The sequence below is a fragment of the Kitasatospora humi genome, assembly GCF_020907985.1.
GTDB lineage: Bacteria > Actinomycetota > Actinomycetes > Streptomycetales > Streptomycetaceae > Kitasatospora > Kitasatospora humi.
Genome location: NZ_JAJJPA010000003.1, coordinates 39,633 through 61,432, shown reverse-complemented (window position 1 = coordinate 61,432; position 21,800 = coordinate 39,633). Strand labels below are relative to the sequence as shown.

Sequence of the window (21,800 nt, the reverse complement as noted above, 5' to 3'; positions counted from 1 at the left end):
GGCCGGCGGTTCCATTGACAGGGCTTGGATTGTTAGTAAAGTTTCCAATTGTCCAAGGGCCCGCCGACCCGGGAGGATCGAGCACGTGAACGACACCTCCGCCACCTCCGCACCGCGCCCCGGCACCCCGAGCCGACTGCGGGCCATCAACGACCGGGCCGCCCTGGACCTGCTGCTGGCCCACGGTCCGCTCTCCCGCACCCGGATCGGCGCCCTGACCGGCCTCTCCAAACCCACCGCCTCCCAACTGCTGGCCCGCCTCGAGGCCGCCGGGCTGGTCGTGCCGGTGGGCACCACGGTCGGCGGGCCCGGTCCCAACGCCCAGCTCTACCAGGTGAATCCGGCGGCCGGTTACGTCGCGGGCCTGGACGTGACGCCCGGCCAGATCCGGTTCGCGGTGGCCGACATCACCGGTCAGACCCTCGCCGAGCACCTGCTGCCCACCCCGGGCCGGCAGGCGGCCGGCACCGCCACGGAGGACCCGGCCGGAGGCTGGGGGAGGATCGCCGACGGCCTGGCCGCCACCGTGGAGCGGGCCGGCCTGGCCCCGGGCCGGCTGACCGCCATCGCCATCGGCACCCCCGGCGCCCTGGACCCGCAGACCCAGAAGCTGCGCTACGCCGCCCACCTGCCCGGCTGGCACTGCGCCGGGCTGCTCGACCGGCTCACCGAGGCACTGGGCGCACCGGTGGCGATCGAGAACGACGTCAACCTCGCCGCCGTCGCCGAGCAGGCGCTCGGCGCGGCGAGGGACTGCTCGGACTTCGTGCTGCTCTGGGCCGAGGAGGGGATCGGCGCGGCGATCGTGCTCGGCGGCCGGCTGCACCGCGGCCACACCGGCGGCGCCGGCGAGGTCGGCTACATGCCGGTGCCGGGCGCCCCGGTGATCCGCAACGTCCGGCGGAAGAACTCCGGCGGCTTCCAGCAGCTCGCGGGCGCCGCCGGGGTGCTGGCCCTGGCCCGGCGGCACGGCCTGGCGGCCCGCAGCGCCGAGGCGGCGATCGGCAAGGCGCTGGCCACCCCGGGCGCGGGCGACGAGTTCCTCGCGGTGCTGGCCGAGCGGCTGGCCACCGGGCTGGCCGCGATCGTCGCCGTGATCGACCCCGAGCTGGTGGTGCTCTCCGGCGGGATCCCCACCGCCGGCGGCGCCCGGCTGCGCGACCTCGTCCAGGAGCAGCTCACCGGCCTGGCCGTGCCGCGCCCGCGACTGCTCAGCAGCACCGTGCCGGGCTCCCCGGTGCTGCACGGCGCGCTGCAGCGGGCCCTCGGCACGGCCCGGGAGCAGGTCTTCACCACCGACTGACCCACCACCCACCCATCCACACGACAGGGGTCGAGTGCTGATGTCCCTGAAACTCGCCGTCGTCGGCGGCGGCTCCACCTACACGCCCGAACTCGTCGACGGCTTCGCCCGGTTGCGTGACGGCCTGCCGATCGGCGAGCTGGTGCTGATCGATCCGGCCGCCGACCGGCTGGAGCTGGTGGGGGCGCTGGCCCGGCGGATCCTCGCCAAGCAGGGGCACCCCGCGACCGTGCGCACCAGCACCGCCCTGGACGCCGGGGTGGCGGGCGCCGATGCGGTGCTGCTGCAGCTGCGGGTGGGCGGGCAGGCAGCCCGCGCCCAGGACGAGGGCTGGCCGCTGGAGTGCGGCTGCGTGGGCCAGGAGACCACCGGGGCCGGCGGGTTGGCCAAGGCGCTGCGCACCGTGCCGGTGGTGCTGGAGATCGCCGAACGGGTGCGCCGGGCCAACCCGGCCGCCTGGATCGTGGACTTCACCAACCCGGTGGGCATCGTCACCAGGGCCCTGCAGACCGCCGGCCACCGGGCGGTCGGGCTGTGCAACGTGGCGATCGGGTTCCAGCGCAGGTTCGCCGCCCACCTGGGGGTGGCGCCGGAGCTGGTCCGACTGGACCACGTGGGCCTCAACCACCTCACCTGGGAGCGCGGCGTCACCCTGCTGGACGCGCCCGGCGCCCCCACCGGGCGCGAGGTGCTGCCCGAGCTGCTGGCCGACTTCGGCACCGAGATCGCCGACGACCTGCGTCTGCCGCTGCCGGTGATCCGGCACCTGGGCGTCGTGCCCTCCTACTACCTGCGCTACTACTACCAGCACGACGCGGTGGTCGCCGAACTGCGCGAGCAGGGCACCCGGGCCGCCCGAGTGGCCGAGATCGAGCGGGAGTTGCTGCGGCTCTACGCCGATCCGGCGCTGGACACCAAGCCGGAGCTGCTGAGCCGGCGCGGCGGCGCCTTCTACTCGGAGGCGGCGGTGCAGCTGATCGCGGCACTGCTCGGCACCGGGGGCGGCCCGGGCGTCCAGGTGGTCAACACCCGCAACGACGGGGTGCTGCCGTTCCTGCCGGACGACGCGGTGATCGAGGTGCCGGCCGCCGTGGACGCCGCCGGAGTACGGCCGCTGCCGCAGCGGCCGGTGGAGCCGCTGTTCGCCGGACTGATCGCGGCCGTCACCGCCTATGAGCACCTCGCCCTCCAGGCCGCGCTCAAGGGCGGCCGGGGGCGGGTCTTCGACGCCCTGCTGGCCCATCCGCTGGTCGGGCAGATCGAGTTGGCCGATCGGCTGACCGACGCCCTGATCGCACACAATAAGCCGCATCTCAGCTGGACCTGACGGAGCATCATGTCGCATCCCCTGGTCGGTGTGCTCGCCGTGGACGCCGGCAACAGCAAGACCGACGTCGCCCTGGTCACCGCCGACGGCACCGTGCTCGGCACCGCCCGCGGCGGCGGCTTCGACCCGCAGGCGCACGGGCCGCGGGCCGCCGTGGCCGGGCTGGCCCCACTGGTCGCCGCCTGCGCGGCGGCGGCCGGCCGGAGCGCCGACGGCCTGCTGGTCAGCCATGTGCAGGCCTGCCTGGCCAACGCCGACCTGCCGGCCGAGGAGCGGGCGCTGACCGCCGCGCTCACCGAGCAGGGCTGGGGAGCCACGGTGACGGTGGCCAACGACACCTTCGGGCTGCTCCGCGCGGGCACCGACACGCCGTACGGGGTGGCGGTGGTCTGCGGCGCCGGGATCAACTGCGTGGGCCTGGCGCCGGACGGCCGCACCGCCCGGTTCCCGGCGCTCGGGCAGCTCACCGGCGACTGGGGCGGCGGGGCCGGGCTGGCCGCCGAGGCGATGTGGCACGCCACTCGGGCCGAGGACGGACGCGGGCCGGCCACCGCGCTGGCGCCGGCCGTCGCGGCCCACTTCGGGCTGGCCTCGGCGACCGCGTTCGCCGAGGCGCTGCACCTGGGCGAGGTCGGCCGGGTGCGGCTGCACGAGGTGGTGCCGCTGCTCTTCGACTGCGCGCGCGGTGGCGACCCCGCCGCGCTGGCGCTGATCGACCGGCAGGCGGCGGAGATCGCGGCGCTGGCCCGGGTGGCGCTGACCCGGCTCGACCTCCTGGCGACCCCCACCCCGCTGGTGCTCGGCGGCGGGGTGCTGGCCGCCGGCCAGCCGCTGCTGCTCGACAACCTGCACGCCCGGCTGCGCACCGAAGCCCCGCTGGCCCTCCCGCGGATCGTCACCGCGCCCCCGGTGCTGGGCGCCGCCCTGCTCGGTCTGGACCGCCTGGGCAGCCCGCCCGGGGCGCACCGACGGCTGCGCGCCGGCTACCGGCGGCCGGTGGTGGCCGCGTAGCAACACTTGGCCGAAACGCCCGCACGGCACGCGTGCCGCCGGAATACTGGGGCGGTTGCGATGGTGACGCCCCGAGAGGTGCCGTGATGGCCGACGGTCCGTTGGAGATCTTCGAGCAGTTCCGTACCGGTCTGCTGGCGGGCGCGTTCGCGCCGACCGGGGAGCTGTGGGCCGAGGACGCGGTCGTCGAGTTCCCCTACGCGCCCGACGGGCGGCCGCAGAAGCTCACCGGGCGGGACGAGCTCCTGGCCTTCGCCGCCACCACCGAGGCCGAACGGCCGGTGCGCTTCGACGACTTCCAGGTGATCGCGCTGCGCGACACGGCCGACCCCCGGGAGCTGATCGCGCAGTACCGGCTGACCGGCGCGGCCACCGCCGACGGGCAGCGCAGCACCGCCGTCTTCGTGCTGAAGCTGCGGGTCCGGGACGGCCGGATCACGCACTGGCGCGAGTACCAGGACCTCATCGCGCCACGGATCTGACGTCCCGTCAGACCGGCACGAGTTCGGGCGCCGGCTGGTCGTCGTGCACGGTCAGGGTGCGCACCGCCCGGACGGCCAGCGCGGCCGCCGTGGCCAGCGCGATCAGCGCGGCGGCGGCCAGCAGGGTGCGACCGGTGCCGATCCTGGCCGCCAGCGGCCCGGCGGCCGTCTCGCCCAGCGGCAGCGCCAGGAAAGAGCCCAGCGCGTCGAAGGAGTAGACCCGGGCGAGGCGGTCCGCCGGCACGTTCTGCTGCAGTGACAGGTCCCAGGCCACGCAGAAGAACTCGACCGAGAAGCCGGCCACGAACATCGCCGCGGCGACCGGCACGGCACCCGAGCGCGCCGCCAGCGCCAGCACCGGCAGCGCCATGGCGAACACCGCGGCCACCCCGACCAGCAGCGCCCGCCGGAACGCCGACCGGGCCACCACGAAGCCCGCCACGACCGCGCCCGCCATCTGGGTGGCCAGCACCAGCCCCCAGACACCGCGGCCGAAGGTGGCGTCGGCGATCCCCGGCCCGAGCACCGTGATCGAGCCGGACTCCGCCGCGTTCACCACCATGAACTGCAGCACCACCACCCAGACCCACCGACGGGCGGTGAACTCCCGCCAGCCTTCCAGCAGTTCGGCCAGCGGGCGGGCCTTCTCGGCAGCCGGTACGGCCGGCGCGCCGGACGGCAGCCGGACCGCCAGGTAGCCGCCCGCCGCGGCCAGCAGCACCAGCGCGTCCACCGCCAGCGCCCAGCCCGGGCCGACTCCGGCCGCCAGCAGACCGCCCAGCGAACTGCCCGCGATGAGCCCGGTGTTGAGGCCGATCCGGTTGACCGCGTTGGCCGGCCGCAGCTCCTCGGCGGGCACCGTCTGCGGCAGCAGCGCGGCACTGGCCGGCATCGACAGCGCCGCCAGCACGCCGTTGACCAGGCTCAGTCCGATCAGCAGCGGCAGCGAGGCGGAGTGCAGCAGCACCGCGAGGGCCACCAAGGCCTGGGACAGCGCCGAGGCCAGCGCGGTGCCCTGGAGGATCACCCCGCGCCGCACCCGGTCGGCCAGCACCCCGCCGAACAGCAGCGCCGCCACGTTCGCCAGCGACCGGGCGCCGACCACCAGCCCCAGATCGGTCAGCGATCCGGTCAGGTCCAGCACCGCGAAGGCGAGCGCCACCGGGGCCATGCTGTTGGCCAGGGTGGCGCAGCTGCGCCCCACGACCAGCCAGCGGAACGGTCGGTGGCGCAGCGGTGCGAAGGTGGCGGACATCCGGCCAGCCTGGCCAGGTCGGTCCGTCGCGTCAACGGATTAACGCCTCGGCCGGTCCGGCGGCGGGCCGGCCGGACCCCCGGGCCGAACGAGCGCCCGCTTGGGCGGACGAACAGCGGCCCGGGTCAGGGCCGTTCGTCGCCCCGCTCCTGGGCCTCGCCCCGCTCCTCGGCGTCCGTCCCTCCGCCGTCGTCCCGCTCCTCAGCGGCGCCCCGCACCGCCTCGCCCCGCTCCTCCGCGTCGCCCCGCTCCTCCGCGTCGCCCTGCTCCTCGGACCGCAGCGCCGCCCGCTCCCGCCGCCGCTTGCGCCAGAACCAGACCCCCAGCGCCACCACCACCAAGGCCGCGACCAGCACCGCCAGCGCCGTGCCGACCAGGTGCTCCACCTGGGCGTAGGCCGAGCCGGCCGCATACCCTAGCAGCACGAAGCCGACGCCCCAGATCACGCCGCCGGCCGCGTTGAAGACCAGGAACTTGCGGTACTGCATCCGGGAGACCCCGGACAGGAACGGCACCAGGGCGCGGAACAGTGCGACGAACCGGCCCAGGAAGACCGCCGCCGGGCCCTTGGCACGGATGAAGGCACGGGCCTTGTCGAGCCGGGCCCGGTGCTTGACGGCCGGGCGGGTGCGCAGCAGCCCCGGCCCCCACCAGCGGCCGAGTTCGTAGCCCGTGGTGTCGCCGAGGATCGCGGCGGCCACCACGACCGCCATCATCACCGGCAGGCTCACCTCGCGGTGCGCGGCGGCGATGGTGCCGCCGAGCACCGCGGCGGTCTCCCCGGGCACCACGAAGCCGACGAACAGCGCGTCCTCCGCGAAGACCAGCGCGCCCACCACCGCGTAGACCACGGGCCCGGAGAGCCCTGCGAGCCAGTTGGTCAGCGATCCCACCGGCAGGCTCCTTCCATCGCACCGTCTACGTCACTGTAGACGAACGATTCCCGAGAACTTCACGACATTCCCGGCCGGCTGCCCTAACCTCGGCCATCGTCATTCCCACCGACACCCTCGGAGAACCCGGATGTCCAGCGGTCAGATCGCCCTGCTCGGAGCCGTCGCCGGCGTCACCATCTACCTCGGTCTGCCGATCGGCCGACTGCGCCGCCCCGCGCCCCGGCTGCGGGCGGGGCTGAACGCGCTGGCCATCGGGATCCTGCTGTTCCTGGTGTGGGACGTGCTCACCCATGCCTGGGACCCGACGGACAAGGCGCTCGGGGACAAGCACTGGGGCACCGCCGTCGCCGGGATCCTGGTGCTGGCCGCCGGCCTGGCCGTCGGCCTGTGCGGGCTGGTCCACTACGACCGGTGGAACGCCCGGCGGCTGGCCGCGGCGAGCGAACGCGGCGAGCGGAGCGCGGCCGACCTGGCGATGATGATCGCGGTCGGCATCGGCCTGCACAACTTCGCCGAGGGCCTGGCGATCGGCAACTCGGCCGCCACCGGCCAGATATCGCTGGCCGTGCTGCTGATCATCGGCTTCGGGCTGCACAACGCCACCGAGGGGTTCGGCATCGTGGCCCCGCTGGCCGCCGAGGGCACCCGGCCGTCCTGGGGCAGCCTGGCGCTGCTCGGCCTGATCGGCGGCGGCCCGACCTTCGCCGGCACCCTGGTCGGCCAGCACCTGGTCAACGACTACCTGAGCACCGCGTTCCTCTCGCTGGCCGCCGGGTCGATCCTCTACGTGGTGATCGAGCTGCTCGCGGTGGCCCGCCGGGCCGCACTCAAGGAGCTGACCACCTGGATGGTCCTGGCCGGCCTGCTGGCGGGTTTCATCACCGACGCGGTGGTCACCGCCGGCGGCGCCTGACGGGCGCTCAGGCGGTGGCGAGGTCCTCGGCCAGCCAGGCGGCCAGCGCCTTGGCGCAATCGTCCACGCCCTCCCGCCAGGCCTTGGCCGCGCCCTCGCCAGCCTCGTCGCTGACGTGCTTCACCAGCCGGATCGGCACCCCGGCCGGCTGCGCGACGGCGGCCAGCGCATAGCCCTCCATGTCGACCAGGTGGGCCCGGGCGGCCAACTGCTCGCGGGCCACCGGGTCGGAGACGAAGAGGTCGCCGGTGGCCAGCGTCGGGCCGTCGGCGGCCAGGGTGATCGGGGCGCCGTAGCCGCGGCCGGTGAGCAGGGCCAGCACCCGGCTGTCCAGGTCGTGCTGGAGCACCGACCCGATCACATGGGTGCGGCCGGCCAGGCCCGGGCGCAGGGCGCCGGCGGTGCCCAGGTTGATCACCTCGGCGGGGCGCGGGCCGCCGGCGAGCACGGTGGCCAGGGCCGCGGCCGCGTTGACCTTGCCTATGCCGGTGAGCAGCACCGGGAGGCTGCCGTCCAGGTGGGCGGCCTCCTCGGCCACGGCCAGGACCAGCAGGGGGCGCTCGGGGGTGATCGTTCCGGTCAGCTGCATGCCGGCCATGGTAGTCGGACGACCTGGTTCACGAGCCGGAGCCGAACCGGTGCTTGAGGTTGGGATCGTCCAGCCACCAGGGGCGCATGCCCTCCTCGGGCTCCGGCTGCTGCTCCGGCGCGCCGCCGGGTGCCACCACCCGGGCGGCCCGCTCGGCTGCCTGCCGCTCGTACTCGGCGTCCAGCGCGGCGTCCACCGCGGCGTTCTCCTCGCGCCCGTCAACGATCATGCGGCGGATCAGCGCGCAGAGGAACGGCACGCCGACCAGGTCGCCGAGCACCCAGAAGGCGTTGCCGCCCCAGAACTGGTCCTGCGCCGGGCTCGGGCCCCAGGGGCGGGCCAGCCCGGTGTAGTAGTGCTGGGCCACGAGGTGCCCGCCGTAGATCAGCACGATGGCCAGCGCGGCGTCGAACATCACCTCGACGAAGGTGATGCACAGGCCCACCAGGTGCGGGTACTCACGGCCGACCGGGTCGAGCTGCAGCCGGGGCCAGAAGTAGGCCAGGCCGAGCAGCACCAGCGCGAGGTGCGTCGCGATGTTCCAGGCGCCGCTGGTCAACGACTTCTCGTACCAGGAGGTGAAGTAGAGCAGCCACGGCGGCACGATGAGCAGCACGGTGGAGACCGCCGGGAACATCAGCACCTTGGACGGGCCGCTGCGCAGCGCCCGCAGGATCCTCTGCCGGCGGGCCGGCGGCGAGGCCTCGACCAGCAGCGAGATCGGCGCGCCCATCGCCAGGAGCAGCGGCACCAGCATCAGCAGCAGCACCACCTGCACCGCGCGGTCGGTGAACAGGATCCGCTCGTAGACGCCCATGCCCGAGCAGGTGCACCAGACCCACAGCAGCACGCCGCCGAGGAAGGAGAGGGTGCGGGTGGGCTGCCAGCGGGTGCCGGAGCGGGCCAGCTTGGCCACCCCGAGCAGGTAGCCGCCGCCGAGCAGCACCGAGAGCGCGAGCACCACCGGCTCGGCGGTCCACGAGGTGGCGAGGTCCGACCACTGCCACGGCGGCGGCCCGTGGTAGCCGGTCGCGGCCAGGACGGTCTGTGCGGTCTGCATCACTTCGGCTCCATGTTCCGCCCCTTTTGGGCGGGTCTCGGCTGCCATCATGGCCGATCCCGAGACGATCACCGCGCCCGGGGCGCCCCGGGGGTGCCGCGTCGCAGGCGGAACCGCATAGGGTACGGCTCGCGTCTTGGACCCGCCGGGCCCGTCTTGGCGCGGCCCGGTGGCAGACTGCTGGCAGCAGCCGGTCCCGATCGGGCTCTTGGGGGAGGTAGGAACGGTGGCGACACCAGTACTACGGACGGCGGTGGTGCCACCACCGCGCGGCCCAGCGCGCGTGCGCCGCCGGGACCGCTGGCGCGCCGCGGCGCGCACCGCACCGGGGCGGCTGCGGCTGGCCGCCGTCGGGCTGAGCGTGCTCGTCCTGGGCCTGGGCGCGCTGACCGGCTGGCAGGTGACGGACCGGACCGACGCGGCCGACCAGGTGGTGACGCACAGTCAGCCGCTGAGCCAGAACGCGGCCGAGATCTACCGTTCGCTGGCCGACGCGGACACCACCGCCGCGGCCGGCTTCCTGCTGGCCGGCAGCGAGCCGGCCGACCTGCGCCGGCGCTACCAGGACGACCTGTCCAACGCGACCCAACTGCTCACCCAGGCCGCCGCGCAGTCCACCGGCTCGGCCAGGGCGCAGGCCCTGGTCAGCCAGCTCAACCAGCAACTGCCGGTCTACGCGGGCCTGGTGGAGACCGCCCGGGCCGACGACCGGCAGGGCCTGCCGCTCGGCGCGGCCTATCTGCGGTACGCCTCCACCACCATGCAGCAGCAGCTGCTGCCGCAGGCCCAGCAGCTCTCCGACCTGGAACTCGCCCGGCTGGACGGCGACTACGCGGACGCCCGGGCCACCCCGTGGGCGGCCTACGGCCTCGCGGTGGTGGTCCTGGTGGCGCTGGCCTGGGTGCAGCTGCGGCTGTTCCGGCGCACCAACCGGGTGTTCAACCCCGGCCTGTTGGGCGCCACCGGCGCGGTGCTGGTGATGCTGCTCTGGCTGGGCGCGGCGGTGCTGGCCGGCGACTCGTCGCTCAAGGAGAGCATCGACCGCGGCGCCGCCCCGCTGAAGGCGCTCAACGTGGCCCGGATAGACACGCTGAAGGCGCGCACCGCGGAGAACCTCAACCTGGTGGCCCGCGGCTCCACCACCACGTACGCGCAGCAGTGGACCGAGGACGAGATGGGCGACGCCACCGCGCTCTCCCGGGCCGCCGGGCTGGCTCCGGCCGGCGCGGCGGGGCACATCGCGGACGCCCGGGGCTCGTTCAAGGAGTGGAACGACCGGCACAACGCGGCCGGCGCCAAGAACGACGGCGGCGACTACCAGGGCGCCCTGGACGACACCGTGGGCAGCGGTGCCGGCAGCGCCGCGACGTCCTTCGACGCGACCGACCAGAGCCTGGCCGCTGCCGTGAAGGTCGAGCAGGCCGACTTCCTGAGCGCGGCCCGCGACGGCCGGGACGCGACCGGCACGGTGGCCGTGGCCGCGGGCGTGCTCGCGCTATTGGGCACGGCGGGCGCGCTGACGGGCATCGGGCGCCGGCTGGCGGAGTACCGATGAAGGGGACCGGACGGATGCGCACCAGGATCGCACTGCTGGCCGCCGTGCTGGCCACCCCGCTCACCCTCACCGGTGCGGCGGCCGCTCCCGGCAGCGGGCCCCGGGCGGCCGCGGCCGGGTCGGCCACCGCGGTGGCCGACCGGAACTGCGACCCGACCAAGAGCATCCGCCCCAGCACGAACGAGAACGGGCCGGCGGTGTCCGCCATCAAGGCGCGCGGGGTGCTGGTCGCCGGCGTCGACCAGGACAGCTACGACTGGGGCTTCCGCAACCCGGTCACCGGTCAACTGCAGGGCTTCGACATCGATCTGGTCCATGCGATCGCCAAGGCGCTGCTCGGCGATCCCGACAAGGTCCAGTTCAAGACGGTGCCGACCGCGAAGCGTATGGATGCCATCAAGAGCGGCTCGGTCGACCTGATCGCGCGTACCATGACGATCACCTGCGACCGGCTGGACGACCTGGCCTTCTCCACCGAGTACTTCCAGGCCGGGCAGCAGGTGGTGGTGCCGAAGGCGGCCCACGCCAGGACGATCGACGACGCGGTGAGGGGAAAGCGGGTGTGCGTGGCGGACTCCTCCACCGCGCAGGACTACCTGGGCAAGCATCCGCTCGGACAGTCCGCCGAGGTGGTCGTGGAGAACCAGCTGGACTGCCTGGTCCGCATGCAACTCGGCCAGGCCGACGCCACCGTGACGGACAACGCGCTCGCCGTCGGCCAGGCCGCCCAGGACCCGACGGTGCAGGTAATCGGCCCGTCGCTGACCAACGAGCCGTACGGCGTCGCGATGGCCAAGAACGCGCCCGACCTGGTGGCCCGGGTCAACCAGGTGCTGGAGGACTACCGTCGTAGCGGTTGGCAGGACAGCTACGACCACTGGCTGAAGCCGGGGCTCGGCCCGATGAGCCCGCCGGCTGCCAACTACCTGCCGTAGCACATGGGATCAGGAGGAAGGGCGTGGCGTTGACAGGATCCGCTGGCCCGGTGCTGAGCCGGGAGGAGGTGGACCGCGAGCTGACTCGGCTGACCGCCGAGCGGGAGGCCGTGGAGGCCGCGCTGCTCGCGCTCCAGGACCACCCGGGCCGCCGGCTGCTGGAGGGCGCCACGCTGACCGGCCGCACCGAGGAGCGCTGGCAGGCCGCCGCCCAGGGGTTCACCCTGCTGTGGACCTACTTCGACCGCTACAACGAGGCGTTGGCCGCGGCCCGGGCGGTGCGCTCCCGGCGCAGCCGGCCCGGCTCCCCGGAGCTGGCCGAGCTCAGCGAGCTGCTGCGCGGTCGGGCGGTCACCGTCTCCGGCGGCCAACTGCCCGACGCGGCACACCAGCTGACCGGGCCGGCCCGGCTGGTCGAGCAGCTCAGCCTGACCGAGCTGATGGACCGGATGAACAGCTGGTACGCCACCGTGCTGGAGGTGGTCAACGCCGCCGACGCGGTCTGGTCGGCACTGCCGGCCCGGATCGACCTGCTGCTGGCCGAGCTGCGCCGGGTGACCAGCCTGGCCGGCTCGGTCGGGGTGCGGCCCGGCAGCCATCCGCTGGGCGACGACCTGTCCGACCTGGAGCAGGAGTTGACCGGTCTTCGGGCCGAGGTGCTGGCCGATCCGCTGGCGCTGTGGCGCCCGGCCCGGGTGCCGGCCCAGCGCGGCCGGGAGACCACCACCAGCGTGGTCGCCGCCCAGCAGGCGGCGGCCGGCGCCGTGGACGTGAGCCGGTTCGACCAGGCCGGCCGGACCCTGGACTCGATACGGGTCGAACTGGAGCAGCTGCTGCGGCTGCGCGACGAGGCGGACGAGCGGCTGCACCAGGTCGCCGATCTGCTGCACCGTGCGGACGCCACGCTGGGCGAGGCGCGGCAGGCCCGCGGCGAGGTGCTGGCCAAGATCGCCGCCACCGAGGTGCCGGCCGTGCCGGGGCCGCTGGCGGCGCTGCGCGACGGCGTGCACCAGGCGGCGGAGCTGCGTCAGAACGGCCTCTGGCACCGGCTGGCGCCGCTGCTGGACGCCCTGGAGGAGCAGGCCGCCCAGGAGTTGCAGCGGGCCCGGCAGTCGCTCACCGAGGTGACCGCCCCGCTCGCGGTCCGGGCCGAACTGCGCGGCCGGCTGGACGCCTACAAGGCGATGGCCGCGCGCCTCGGGGTCGCGGAGGACCCGGAGGTGATCGAGCGCTACGAGAAGGCTCGCTGGCTGCTGTGGAGCGCGCCGTGCGATCTGCGCGCGGCCGCCGCGGCGGTGACCAGGTTCCAGCAGGCGCTGCGCCCGGCGGCGGCGCCGCAGGACGCGCGGCGGTACGACGGACAGGGGGAATGATCGCCATGGGCGAAGCGTGTGTCCGGCCGGGGTGTTCCGGCGGAGTGATCGACGCGGACGGGTACTGCACCGAGTGCGGCCTGGCGCCGCTGGGCGCGTCCGGCACCACCGGGACCGCCACCGCGACCACCGGGACCGCCACCGGGACGGGTGTCGGCGCCGGGTGCGCGCAGCCCGGCTGCACCGGCACCATCGACGCCGACGGCTTCTGCGACGAGTGCGGCATGGCGGCCGGCCCGGCGCGGACCGCGACCCCGGCACCGGCCCCGGTGCCCGGCTCCCGGAGCGCGCCGGACTCCGGCTCCGGCTCGGCCCGTTCGGTGCCGTCCAGCCGCACCGGCTCCTCCCGTTCGATGTCCGGCCGGTCCCGTTCGCACCGCTCCACCCGGACCGGCACCCGCGGCTCGGTCTCGGTGCGCAGCTCCAAGGGCAGCCGCAGCACCGGCAGCCGCAGCCGGCTGGGCGCCGGGCTGGTCAGCGTGCCGCCGGTGCCGAAGAGCGATCCGGCCCAGGCCGTGCTGGCCAACCCCGAGGTGCCCGAGCGCAAGCGGTTCTGCAGCAAGTGCGACGCGCCGGTGGGCCGGGAGAAGAACGGCCGGCCGGGCCGCCCGGAGGGCTTCTGCACCCAGTGCGGCCACCCGTACTCGTTCACCCCCAAGCTGCACCGCGGCGACCTGATCGGCGGTCAGTACGAGGTGATGGGCTGCCTGGCGCACGGCGGCCTCGGCTGGATCTACCTGGCGGTCGACCGCCGGGTCAGCGACCGCTGGGTGGTGCTCAAGGGCCTGCTGGACACCGGCGACGAGGACGCGCTGGCGGTGGCGATCGCCGAGCGGCGGTTCCTGGCCGAGGTCGACCACCCCAACATCGTCCGGATCATTAACTTCGTCGAGCACCCGGACCTGAGGACCGGCACCACCGACGGCTACATCGTGATGGAGTACGTCGGCGGCAAGTCCCTCAAGGACATCGCCAACGACCGCCGCACCCCGGACGGGGCACGTGATCCGCTGCCGGTGGCGCAGGCCATCGCCTACGCCCTGGAGGCGCTGCCGGCGCTGGGCTACCTGCACGGCCGCGGTCTGGTCTACTGCGATTTCAAGATCGACAACGTGATCCAGAGCGAGGACACGCTCAAGATCATCGACATGGGCGCGGTCCGCCGCTTCGACGACGACGGCCCGATCTACGGCACGGTCGGCTACCAGGCGCCGGAGATAGCGACCGACGGCCCCTCCCCCGCCTCCGACCTCTACACCGTGGCCCGCACCCTGGCGGTGCTGACCTTCGACTTCCAGGGCTACAGCACCACCTACCGGGACGAGCTGCCCGGGCCCGAGGAGGTGCCGGTCTTCGCCCAGTACGAGTCGTTCTACCGGCTGCTGGTGCGGGCCACCGACCCGGACCCGTCCCGGCGGTTCGCCTCCGCCGAGGAGATGGCCGACCAGCTGACCGGCGTGCTGCGGGAGATCCTGGCGCTGACCGACGGACAGCCCCGGCCCTCGCTCTCCACCCTGTTCGGCCCCGAACTGCGGGTGGTGGACACCGAGTTGATCGCCGACGGGGCGACCGGGACACCGGGGACGCCGCGGCTGGTGGTGCCGGACGCGGCCGCCTCGGCGCTGGCCCTGCCGGTGCCCCGGGTCGACCCGGGCGACCCCAACGCCGGGTTCCTGGCGGCACTGATGGCCACCCGGCCGGACGACGTGCTGAGCGCGCTCGGCACCGCTGCGCAGTTCTCGCCGGAGCTCGCGCTGCGCCGGGTGCGGGCACTGACCGAGCTCGGCCTGCACACCGACGCCGAGCAGACCCTGACCAACCTGCGCTCCGACCACGGCGACGACTGGCGGGTGGTCTGGTACCGCGGCCTGGCCCAGCTGGCCCAGGCCGGCGCGTCCGCGACCCAGGCGACCCGCGCGCTGGTCGAGGCCGCCGCCGAGGCCTTCGACGCGGTCTACGACGCCTTCCCCGGCGAGGCCGCGCCCAAGCTGGCCCTCGGCATCTGCGCCGAACTGCTCGGCAACCGCGAGGACGCCGCGGAGTTCTACCGGCTGGTGTGGACCACCGACCACGGCTACGTGAGCGCCGCCTTCGGGCTGGCCCGGGTCTGCCTGGCAGGCGGCGACCGGGCCGGCGCGGTCGCCGCCCTGGAGTCGGTCCCGGAGGTCTCCACCCACTACACCGCTGCCCGGATCGCCGCGATCCGGGCCCGGGTGCGGGCCCGCACGCCGCAGGAGCCGATCGGCGACGACCTGGCGGCGGGCAACGCCCAGCTCGCCCTGCTCGGTCTGGACGACCGGCGGCGCGAGCAGCTCTCGGTGGAGGTGCTGGAGGGCGCGCTGGGCTGGGCGCTGGCCGGCGCCCCCGGCCACTCGCCGGCCGGCGCCGAGCTCGGCGGCCTGCCGACCGAGGAGCGCGAGCTGCGGTTCGCGCTGGAGAAGTCCTACCGAGCACTGGCCCGGCTCGCCGAGCGGGCCGAGGACCGGATCGAACTGGTGGAGCGGGCCAACCGGTCCCGACCGCGGACGTGGGTGTGACGATGACCGAGTGTCCGGGCTGCGGCGAACCGCTCGACCCAGCGGACGTCTTCTGCGAGAACTGCGGGACGAGCCTGGTCGCCGCACCACCCGTGCCCGCCCCGGCGGCCGGGGCCGACTCCGCGCTGCCCCCGGCGGCCGGGCCGGTCTGCGTGCACTGCGGTGCCGGGCTGGTGGGCGGCGACGGCTTCTGCGAAGCCTGCGGGATGGCCCAGCCGAGCCCCCGCGACCACGTGGAGCGCTCGCTGGCGGGCGGCGCCGGCGTCAGCGACCGCGGGGTGCGCCACCACCGCAACGAGGACTCCTTCACGCTGGCCGCCACCTCGCTGCCGGACGGCCGGCCCGCCGTGGTCGCGGTGGTCTGCGACGGGGTGTCCTCCGCCTCCCGGCCCGACGAGGCGTCCCAGACCGCGGCCGACGCCGCCGGCGAGGCGCTGCTCACCGCGCTTGAGCACGGCGAGGCGGCCGAACCGGCGATGCGCGGCGCCATCGCCAGCGCCGCCGCCGCGGTGGCCGCGCTGGCGGCCGACGGCACCGCCCCGGAGCCCGGGCACAACTCCCCCGCCTGCACGGTGGTCAGCGCGGTGGCCGCCGCCGGGGTGGTCACCGTGGGCTGGGTCGGCGACAGCCGGGCGTACTGGATCCCGGACGACCGCACCGACGCCGAGCCGTACCGGCTGACCGAGGACGACTCCTGGGCGACCGGCATGATCGCGGCCGGCCTGATGACCGAGGCCGAGGCCTACGCCGACGCCAGGGCGCACGCCATCACCGGCTGGCTGGGCGCGGACGCCGACGAGGTCGTGCCGCACACCGTCGCCTTCACCCCGCACGTGCCCGGGGTGCTGCTGATCTGCACCGACGGCCTGTGGAACTACGCCGAGGCCGCCACCAGCCTGGCCGACCTGGTGCGCGCCGACGCCCGCACCGACCCGCTGCGGGCCGCCCGGGCCCTGGTGGCGTTCGCCGTCGCCGCCGGCGGGCACGACAACATCACCGTCGCGGTGCTGCCGGTGCAGCCGGATCCGGCGTCCGGCTGGGTGGACACCGTGCTCGACCTGCCGGTGATCAAGCCGACCGTTCCGCCGATGCCCAGCTTCCCGCCGGCCGTCCCCACCGAGCAGGGCTGACGCCCGCTCATCCAGCGTCCGACCGGCGCCTTCCACGGCCCTCGAGCCGATCGTCAACTCTTGTCAGGGGGTATGGCCATGGCCAGTCTTGCCAAGTCGAACCTGCCCAGGTTCACCACCGAGATCTTCCAGAACGAGTACCTCGCCGAAGGTGCCCGCGAGGTCAACGCCATCGTCACCGTCACCGCCACCGGCGGCGGCACCACCGGCGGACGGCCGCTGGGCCCGGGCGCCGACGCCGCGCCCGGCGCCGTCCAGGACGCCGCGGTGATCCTCATGGTCGACTGCTCGGGCTCGATGGACTACCCGCCGACCAAGATGCGCAACGCCAGGGACGCCACCGCCGTGGCCATCGACACCATCCGCGACGGCGTGGCCTTCGCGGTGGTGGCGGGTACCCACGAGGCCCGCGAGGTCTACCCGGGCGACGGCTCGCTGGCCGTCGCCTCGCCGGCCACCCGGGAGGCCGCCAAGCAGTCGCTGCGCAAGCTGACCGCGGGCGGCGGCACCGCCATCGGCACCTGGCTCACACTGGCCGACAAGCTCTTCCTGACCCGCCACGACATCACCATCCGGCACGGCATCCTGCTGACCGACGGCCGCAACGAGCACGAGAAGCCGCAGGACCTGCAGAAGACCCTGGACCGGGTGAGCGGCCACTTCACCGCCGACTGCCGCGGTGTCGGCACCGACTGGGAGGTCGCCGAGCTGCGCAAGATCGCCTCCGCGCTGCTCGGCACCGCCGACATCGTGGCCGAGCCGGCCGACCTGGCCGAGGACTTCCGCTCGATGATGACCGCCGCGATGGGCAAGCAGGTCGCCGACGTGGCCCTGCGGGTCTGGACCCCGGCCAACGCCCGGGTGAAGTTCGTCAAGCAGGTGGCGCCGGACCTGGAGGACCTCACCCAGCGGCGGTCCGAGGCCGGGCCGCGGGCCGGCGACTACCCGACCGGCTCCTGGGGCGACGAGAGCCGCGACTACCACGTCTGCGTCGAGGTGCCGTCCGCCGCGGTCGGCAACGAGATGCTGGCCGCCCGGATCTCCCTGGTGCTGCCCGGTGCCGACGGCTCCACCGAGGTGCTGGCCCAGGGCCTGGTCCGCGCGGTGTGGACGGACGACCTGGCCTCGTCCACCCGGATCAGCCCGCAGGTGGCCCACTACACCGGGCAGGCCGAGCTCGCCTCGTCGATCCAGGAGGGCCTGGAGGCGCACCGGGCCGGCGACGTGGACACCGCCACCGCCAAGCTGGGCGCGGCGGTCCGGCTGGCCCACCAGACCGGCAACGAGGGCACCTTCAAGCTGCTGCAGAAGGTGGTCGACGTGGTCGACCCCAAGGAGGGCACGGTCAGGTTCCGCAAGAACGTCAGCGAAGCCGACTCGATGACCCTGGAGACCCGCTCGACCAAGACCGTGCGGGTCGCCGCCAAGAAGCGCGAGGGCTGAGCGGCGGTCGGCGCGGCACCGGGAAGGCGGCACCGCGCGGCCGCCTTCGCAGTACCCGGCTGACCTGCCGCCGTTCACCACGGCTCGGCAGATCGGTATCGTGAGAAGCTGTCGTGAAACTGGTTCCGTCGGGGGCCGGGACCTGCCGAGATGTGGGGGACTTGATGCCGATCTGCCCTGGTGGCCACGAGTCGCAGTCGGACGACTACTGCGACTACTGCGGCCTCTCGATGCACCCGGCCGCCGCGGTCGGGGCCCCCGGGCCGTTCGGTGCTCCGGTGCCCCCGCCGCCGGCCATGCCGCCGCAGGCGCCGCCGGTGCCGGGTGGCTACCCCGGGGCCACCGAGAGCATGGCCGGCTGCCCGATCTGCCGCACTCCGAAGACCGGCCGCTACTGCGAGGAGTGCGGCTACGACTTCGAGCTGTCCACCTCGCCCGGGATGCCGGTGGTGGGCGCGCCGCAGGGCTACGGCTATCCGCCGCCGGGACCCGCGCAGCCCGGGCCGGCGACGACGCAGTCGCAGTCGCAGTCGGGATACGGCTATCCGCCGCCCGGCTCGGCGTACCCGTCGCAGCCCGACCCGGCCTTCCCTCCCGCGGACCTGTTCGGATCGGCGCCGTCCACCCGCTCGCCGTACCAGCAGCCGGGTCAGCCGGGTCAGCCGGGTGCCCAGCCGGCCGGGCACCCGGGGATGCCGCAGCCCGGCCAGCCCGGGATGCCCCCGCAGCCGTCCCGGGCGGTGCCGCCGCAGCAGCCGGGCATTCCGCCGCAGCCGGGGGCCCAGCAGTCGGGCATTCCGCCGCAGCCCAACCTGGAGCAGTACGGCACCTCGTTCTACCTCGCGCCGCCGTCCCAGCAGATGCCGCAGGCCGAGCCGGTCAGATCCCAGTGGGTGGCCGTGATCACCGCGGACCGCGAGTACTTCACGGACATGATGGCCCGCAGCGGCCCGGAGGCCTCCGGGCTGTTCTTCCCGCCGTACTGCCCGGAGCGCCGGATCCCGATCACCGGTCGCGGACAGCTGCGGATCGGCCGGCGCAGCCAGCACCGCGGCACCGTGCCGGAGATCGACCTGTCGGTGCCCCCGGAGGACCCGGGCGCCTCGCACCAGCACGCGCTGCTGGCCGAGCAGCCGGACGGCAGCTGGGTGCTGGTCGACCAGGACTCCACCAACGGCACCACGATGAACGGGGGCTCCGAGCCGATCGCCCCGCACACCGCGGTGGCGCTCAACGACGGCGACCGGATCCACATCGGCGCGTGGACCACCATCACCGTGCACCGCTCCTGAGTCCGTGACGAACGGTCCCGCCTATGGTCGGCGGGACCGGACGGCCCCTATCGTCGGCGCCATGACGACAGCGATAACCGCCGACGGGATACGGAAGCGGTACGGGGACGTGCAGGCCGTCGACGGGGTGTCACTGACCGTCCGGGCCGGGGAGTTCTTCGGACTGCTCGGGCCCAACGGCGCGGGCAAGACCACCACCCTGGAGATCCTGGAGGGGATCCGCGAGGCCGACGAGGGGCGGGTCGAGCTGCTGGGGCTGCCGCCCTGGCCGCGCAATCCCAGGCTGCTGCCGCGGATCGGCGTGCAGTTCCAGGCCTCGGCGTTCTTCGACCGGCTCACCGCCCGGGAGACCATCCGCACCTTCGCCTCGTTCTACGGAGTCGGCGCCCGGCAGGCCGACGGCTGGCTGGAGCGGGTCGGGCTGACCGACTCCGCAGCGGTGCGCACCGACAAGATGTCCGGCGGCCAGGCGCAGCGCCTGTCGATCGCCTGCGCCCTGGTGCACGATCCCGAGCTGGTCTTCCTGGACGAGCCGACCACCGGCCTCGACCCGCAGGCCCGCCGCAACCTGTGGGACCTGCTGCGCGACATCAACGCCGAGGGCCGCACGGTGCTGCTCACCACGCACTACCTCGACGAGGCGGAGGTGCTCTGCGACCGGGTCGCCGTGATGGACCACGGCAAGGTGCTGCGCACCGGGGCGCCCGCCGCGCTGGTGCGGGACCTGGACGACACGGTGCGGATCAGCGTGGAGTCCGGCCTGCTGGACGTGGCCGCGGCCCGTGAGCTGTTCACCGCGGCCGGCGCCGAGGTGACCGCCGTGCACGACGACGGGGTGCTGCTGTCCATCGCCACCCGGCTGCCCGGCCCGGTGCTGGCGGTGCTCGGCGAGCAGCAGGCGCTGCGCGGCCTGGAAGTCCGCGGCGCCACCCTGGAGGACGTCTTCCTGCACCTCACCGGACGGGAGTACCGGGCATGACCGAGCCGACCGACCGGTCCCGGAGCGGCGCCTTCGCCGGCCTCTCCCGGGTGATGCTGATCGCCTTCCTGCGGGACCGGACGGCGCTGTTCTTCGCGCTGCTGATGCCGCTGATGTTCCTGGTGCTGTTCGGGTTCCTGTTCAAGGGCGCCACCTCGGCGCACGTCAAGGTGGCCCAGGTCGGGCCGGTGGCGGTGCTGGACTCGGTGCCGCCGGACGCCAGGGCCGACCTCGACAAGGTGCTGACCATCCACCAGGTGCCGGACGAGGCCACCGCGGTGAAACAGGTCGAGAAGGGCGACTACGACGCGCTGATCGAGCAGGGGCCGGGCGGGCAGGTGATCGTCCGCTACAGCGCCGCCGACCAGGTCAAGGCCGGCGGTGTGCAGGCGGTCGTCCAGAGCGTGGTGCAGCAGGCCGACCAGCAGGTCTACCAGCAGGCCACCCACCAGGGGCCGGCCTACACGCTGGTCACCAGCCAGGTCGAGGACCAGTCGCTGAAGCCGATCCAGTTCCTCACCCCGGGCCTGCTCGGCTGGGCGATCGCCACCAGCGCGATCTTCGGCGCGTCGCTCAGTCTGGTCTCCTGGCGCAAGAAGCGGCTGCTGCGGCGGCTGCGACTGGCTCCGGTGAGCATCGGGGCGATCGTGGGCTCCCGGGTGCTGGTGACCACGGTGGTGGCGCTGGCCCAGACCGCGATCTTCCTGGCGGTGGCGACCACTCCGACGTTCGGGCTGGAGCTGACCGGGGAGTGGTGGCTGGTGATCCCGCTGGTGCTCTGCGCCACCTGGGCCTTCATGGCGATCGGGCTGGTCACCGGCGCGCTCGCCAAGACCGAGGAGGCGGCCAACGGCATCAACCAGGTGGTGATCCTGCCGATGTCGTTCCTGTCCGGTGCGTTCTTCCCGCTGGACAACACCCCGAGCTGGATCCAGCAGTTGTCGCACGTCTTCCCGCTGCGGTACCTGGTCACCTCGGCGCAGAGCGTGCTCTCCCGGGGCGGCGGGCTGGGCGACGCCCTGCCGACCATGGGCGGGCTGCTGCTGTTCACGCTGGTGGTGTCCGCGCTGGCCTGGCGGCTGTTCGACTGGGACGACGCGTAACCGCCTCTCCTCCCGCGTTCCAGGGGTCGCTGTGGGTTCCTCCTGGTTCCCATCGGCTCCTGGGGGACGCCTCCGTGTTCTTCCGCCCCTCCGCGGCCGGAGTCGTAGGACCGACGTCTCGGTTCCGGCTCCGGCCGCGGTCTGCGACCATGGTCGGGTGACTGAGACCGGGCATAGCGAGACTCGCGAGGAGACGTTCTATGAGGCGGTCGGCGGCGAAGCCACCTTCCGCCGGTTGGTGCACCGCTTCTACCAAGGGGTGGCCGGGGACGAACTGCTGCGCCCGATGTACCCCGAGGAGGACCTCGGCCCGGCCGAGGAGCGGCTGGCGCTCTTCCTGATGCAGTACTGGGGAGGGCCGCGCACCTACAGCGAGGAGCGCGGACACCCGCGGCTGCGGATGCGGCACGTGCCGTTCAAGGTCGACCGGGCCGCGCACGACGCCTGGCTGCGGCACATGCGGGACGCGCTGGACGAGCTGGAGCTGGCGCCGGCCGCCGACCGGCAGCTCTGGGAGTACCTGACCTACGCCGCGGCTTCGATGGTCAACTCCCAGTAATCCGGGGGCAATTGACTGCTTGACATGTACGAAGTGCATTTGCTTTCGCTCCGGACAC

General features: G+C 74.2%; 19 protein-coding genes. 15 read left to right on the top strand and 4 right to left on the bottom strand.

Annotated elements, in window-relative coordinates:
- The first annotated feature begins 85 nt into the window (after positions 1 to 85).
- The 4 genes from LN042_RS04360 (at position 86) to LN042_RS04345 (ending at position 4,123) form a co-directional block, all read left to right on the top strand.
- The gene (locus LN042_RS04360; protein WP_230048579.1) at positions 86 to 1,303 is read left to right on the top strand and encodes an ROK family transcriptional regulator; all 1,218 of its coding nucleotides are present in this window, start codon (positions 86 to 88) and stop codon (positions 1,301 to 1,303) included.
- Positions 1,304 to 1,349: 46 nt separating this feature from the next.
- A complete protein-coding gene (locus tag LN042_RS04355) occupies positions 1,350 to 2,630 on the top strand; it encodes a 6-phospho-beta-glucosidase (RefSeq protein WP_230048982.1) in 1,281 nt (426 codons plus the stop codon).
- Positions 2,631 to 2,639: 9 nt separating this feature from the next.
- Positions 2,640 to 3,641, top strand: coding sequence for an N-acetylglucosamine kinase (locus LN042_RS04350; RefSeq protein WP_230048577.1), 1,002 nt, complete (start codon positions 2,640 to 2,642; stop codon positions 3,639 to 3,641).
- A gap of 86 nt (positions 3,642 to 3,727) precedes the next feature.
- Positions 3,728 to 4,123, top strand: coding sequence for a nuclear transport factor 2 family protein (locus LN042_RS04345; protein ID WP_230048575.1), 396 nt, complete (start codon positions 3,728 to 3,730; stop codon positions 4,121 to 4,123).
- 7 nt (positions 4,124 to 4,130) lie between these two features.
- On the opposite strand, the gene LN042_RS04340 is transcribed toward LN042_RS04345, so the two are convergent.
- A complete protein-coding gene (locus tag LN042_RS04340) occupies positions 4,131 to 5,378 on the bottom strand; it encodes an MFS transporter (RefSeq protein WP_230048573.1) in 1,248 nt (415 codons plus the stop codon).
- Positions 5,379 to 5,503: 125 nt separating this feature from the next.
- A complete protein-coding gene (locus LN042_RS04335) occupies positions 5,504 to 6,271 on the bottom strand; it encodes a DedA family protein (protein WP_230048571.1) in 768 nt (255 codons plus the stop codon).
- Between the two features lie 130 nt (positions 6,272 to 6,401).
- Here LN042_RS04335 and LN042_RS04330 point away from each other — a divergent pair, with 130 nt between their 5' ends.
- Positions 6,402 to 7,187 carry a ZIP family metal transporter gene (locus LN042_RS04330; RefSeq protein WP_230048569.1) on the top strand — a complete coding sequence of 262 codons (786 nt, stop codon included), beginning with the start codon at positions 6,402 to 6,404 and terminating at the stop codon, positions 7,185 to 7,187.
- Between the two features lie 7 nt (positions 7,188 to 7,194).
- Here LN042_RS04330 and LN042_RS04325 read toward each other — a convergent pair whose 3' ends face one another.
- Together LN042_RS04325 and LN042_RS04320 are read right to left on the bottom strand one after the other, a co-directional pair.
- Positions 7,195 to 7,776, bottom strand: a complete 582-nt coding sequence (locus LN042_RS04325; RefSeq protein ID WP_230048567.1) for a nucleosidase — start codon at positions 7,774 to 7,776, stop codon at positions 7,195 to 7,197.
- A gap of 28 nt (positions 7,777 to 7,804) precedes the next feature.
- Positions 7,805 to 8,836, bottom strand: coding sequence for a cytochrome c oxidase assembly protein (locus LN042_RS04320; RefSeq protein WP_230048565.1), 1,032 nt, complete (start codon positions 8,834 to 8,836; stop codon positions 7,805 to 7,807).
- Between the two features lie 226 nt (positions 8,837 to 9,062).
- On the opposite strand from LN042_RS04320, the gene LN042_RS04315 reads away from it, so the two are divergent.
- The 10 genes from LN042_RS04315 to LN042_RS04270 all read left to right on the top strand — a co-directional run bounded on the left by LN042_RS04315 (position 9,063) and on the right by LN042_RS04270 (position 21,742).
- Positions 9,063 to 10,391 carry a GlnX family signal transduction membrane protein gene (locus LN042_RS04315; RefSeq protein ID WP_230048563.1) on the top strand — a complete coding sequence of 443 codons (1,329 nt, stop codon included), beginning with the start codon at positions 9,063 to 9,065 and terminating at the stop codon, positions 10,389 to 10,391.
- Positions 10,388 to 11,326, top strand: coding sequence for a glutamate ABC transporter substrate-binding protein (locus tag LN042_RS04310; RefSeq protein ID WP_230048561.1), 939 nt, complete (start codon positions 10,388 to 10,390; stop codon positions 11,324 to 11,326). Before LN042_RS04315 ends, LN042_RS04310 begins: the two co-directional genes overlap by 4 nt.
- A gap of 23 nt (positions 11,327 to 11,349) precedes the next feature.
- Positions 11,350 to 12,699 carry a hypothetical protein gene (locus LN042_RS04305; protein WP_230048559.1) on the top strand — a complete coding sequence of 450 codons (1,350 nt, stop codon included), beginning with the start codon at positions 11,350 to 11,352 and terminating at the stop codon, positions 12,697 to 12,699.
- A gap of 5 nt (positions 12,700 to 12,704) precedes the next feature.
- A complete protein-coding gene (locus LN042_RS04300) occupies positions 12,705 to 15,236 on the top strand; it encodes a serine/threonine-protein kinase (RefSeq protein ID WP_230048557.1) in 2,532 nt (843 codons plus the stop codon).
- A gap of 2 nt (positions 15,237 to 15,238) precedes the next feature.
- Positions 15,239 to 16,366, top strand: coding sequence for a PP2C family protein-serine/threonine phosphatase (locus LN042_RS04295; protein ID WP_308191758.1), 1,128 nt, complete (start codon positions 15,239 to 15,241; stop codon positions 16,364 to 16,366).
- Between the two features lie 78 nt (positions 16,367 to 16,444).
- Entirely contained in the window at positions 16,445 to 17,809 is a 1,365-nt protein-coding gene (locus LN042_RS04290) for a vWA domain-containing protein (protein WP_230048556.1), read from the top strand.
- 164 nt (positions 17,810 to 17,973) lie between these two features.
- Positions 17,974 to 19,101: an FHA domain-containing protein gene (locus LN042_RS04285; RefSeq protein WP_230048554.1), complete on the top strand. Its 1,128-nt coding sequence runs from the start codon at positions 17,974 to 17,976 to the stop codon at positions 19,099 to 19,101.
- Between the two features lie 61 nt (positions 19,102 to 19,162).
- Positions 19,163 to 20,080, top strand: a complete 918-nt coding sequence (locus LN042_RS04280) for an ABC transporter ATP-binding protein (RefSeq protein ID WP_230048553.1) — start codon at positions 19,163 to 19,165, stop codon at positions 20,078 to 20,080.
- Positions 20,077 to 21,183 (top strand): ABC transporter permease, encoded by a 1,107-nt coding sequence (locus LN042_RS04275; protein WP_230048551.1) that lies wholly within the window; start codon positions 20,077 to 20,079, stop codon positions 21,181 to 21,183. The genes LN042_RS04280 and LN042_RS04275 overlap by 4 nt, the downstream gene beginning before the upstream one ends.
- 157 nt (positions 21,184 to 21,340) lie before the next feature.
- Positions 21,341 to 21,742, top strand: coding sequence for a globin (locus tag LN042_RS04270; RefSeq protein ID WP_230048549.1), 402 nt, complete (start codon positions 21,341 to 21,343; stop codon positions 21,740 to 21,742).
- Positions 21,743 to 21,800 lie beyond the last annotated feature (58 nt).

Coding starts and splice junctions, on each gene's coding strand:
- LN042_RS04350 (WP_230048577.1), top strand. CDS start 2,640: ATGTCGCATCCCCTGGTCGGTGTGCTCGCCGTGGACGCCGGCAACAGC.
- LN042_RS04345 (WP_230048575.1), top strand. CDS start 3,728: ATGGCCGACGGTCCGTTGGAGATCTTCGAGCAGTTCCGTACCGGTCTG.
- LN042_RS04340 (WP_230048573.1), bottom strand. CDS start 5,378: ATGTCCGCCACCTTCGCACCGCTGCGCCACCGACCGTTCCGCTGGCTG.
- LN042_RS04330 (WP_230048569.1), top strand. CDS start 6,402: ATGTCCAGCGGTCAGATCGCCCTGCTCGGAGCCGTCGCCGGCGTCACC.
- LN042_RS04325 (WP_230048567.1), bottom strand. CDS start 7,776: ATGCAGCTGACCGGAACGATCACCCCCGAGCGCCCCCTGCTGGTCCTG.
- LN042_RS04320 (WP_230048565.1), bottom strand. CDS start 8,836: ATGCAGACCGCACAGACCGTCCTGGCCGCGACCGGCTACCACGGGCCG.
- LN042_RS04310 (WP_230048561.1), top strand. CDS start 10,388: ATGAAGGGGACCGGACGGATGCGCACCAGGATCGCACTGCTGGCCGCC.
- LN042_RS04300 (WP_230048557.1), top strand. CDS start 12,705: ATGGGCGAAGCGTGTGTCCGGCCGGGGTGTTCCGGCGGAGTGATCGAC.
- LN042_RS04295 (WP_308191758.1), top strand. CDS start 15,239: ATGACCGAGTGTCCGGGCTGCGGCGAACCGCTCGACCCAGCGGACGTC.
- LN042_RS04290 (WP_230048556.1), top strand. CDS start 16,445: ATGGCCAGTCTTGCCAAGTCGAACCTGCCCAGGTTCACCACCGAGATC.
- LN042_RS04285 (WP_230048554.1), top strand. CDS start 17,974: ATGCCGATCTGCCCTGGTGGCCACGAGTCGCAGTCGGACGACTACTGC.
- LN042_RS04280 (WP_230048553.1), top strand. CDS start 19,163: ATGACGACAGCGATAACCGCCGACGGGATACGGAAGCGGTACGGGGAC.
- LN042_RS04275 (WP_230048551.1), top strand. CDS start 20,077: ATGACCGAGCCGACCGACCGGTCCCGGAGCGGCGCCTTCGCCGGCCTC.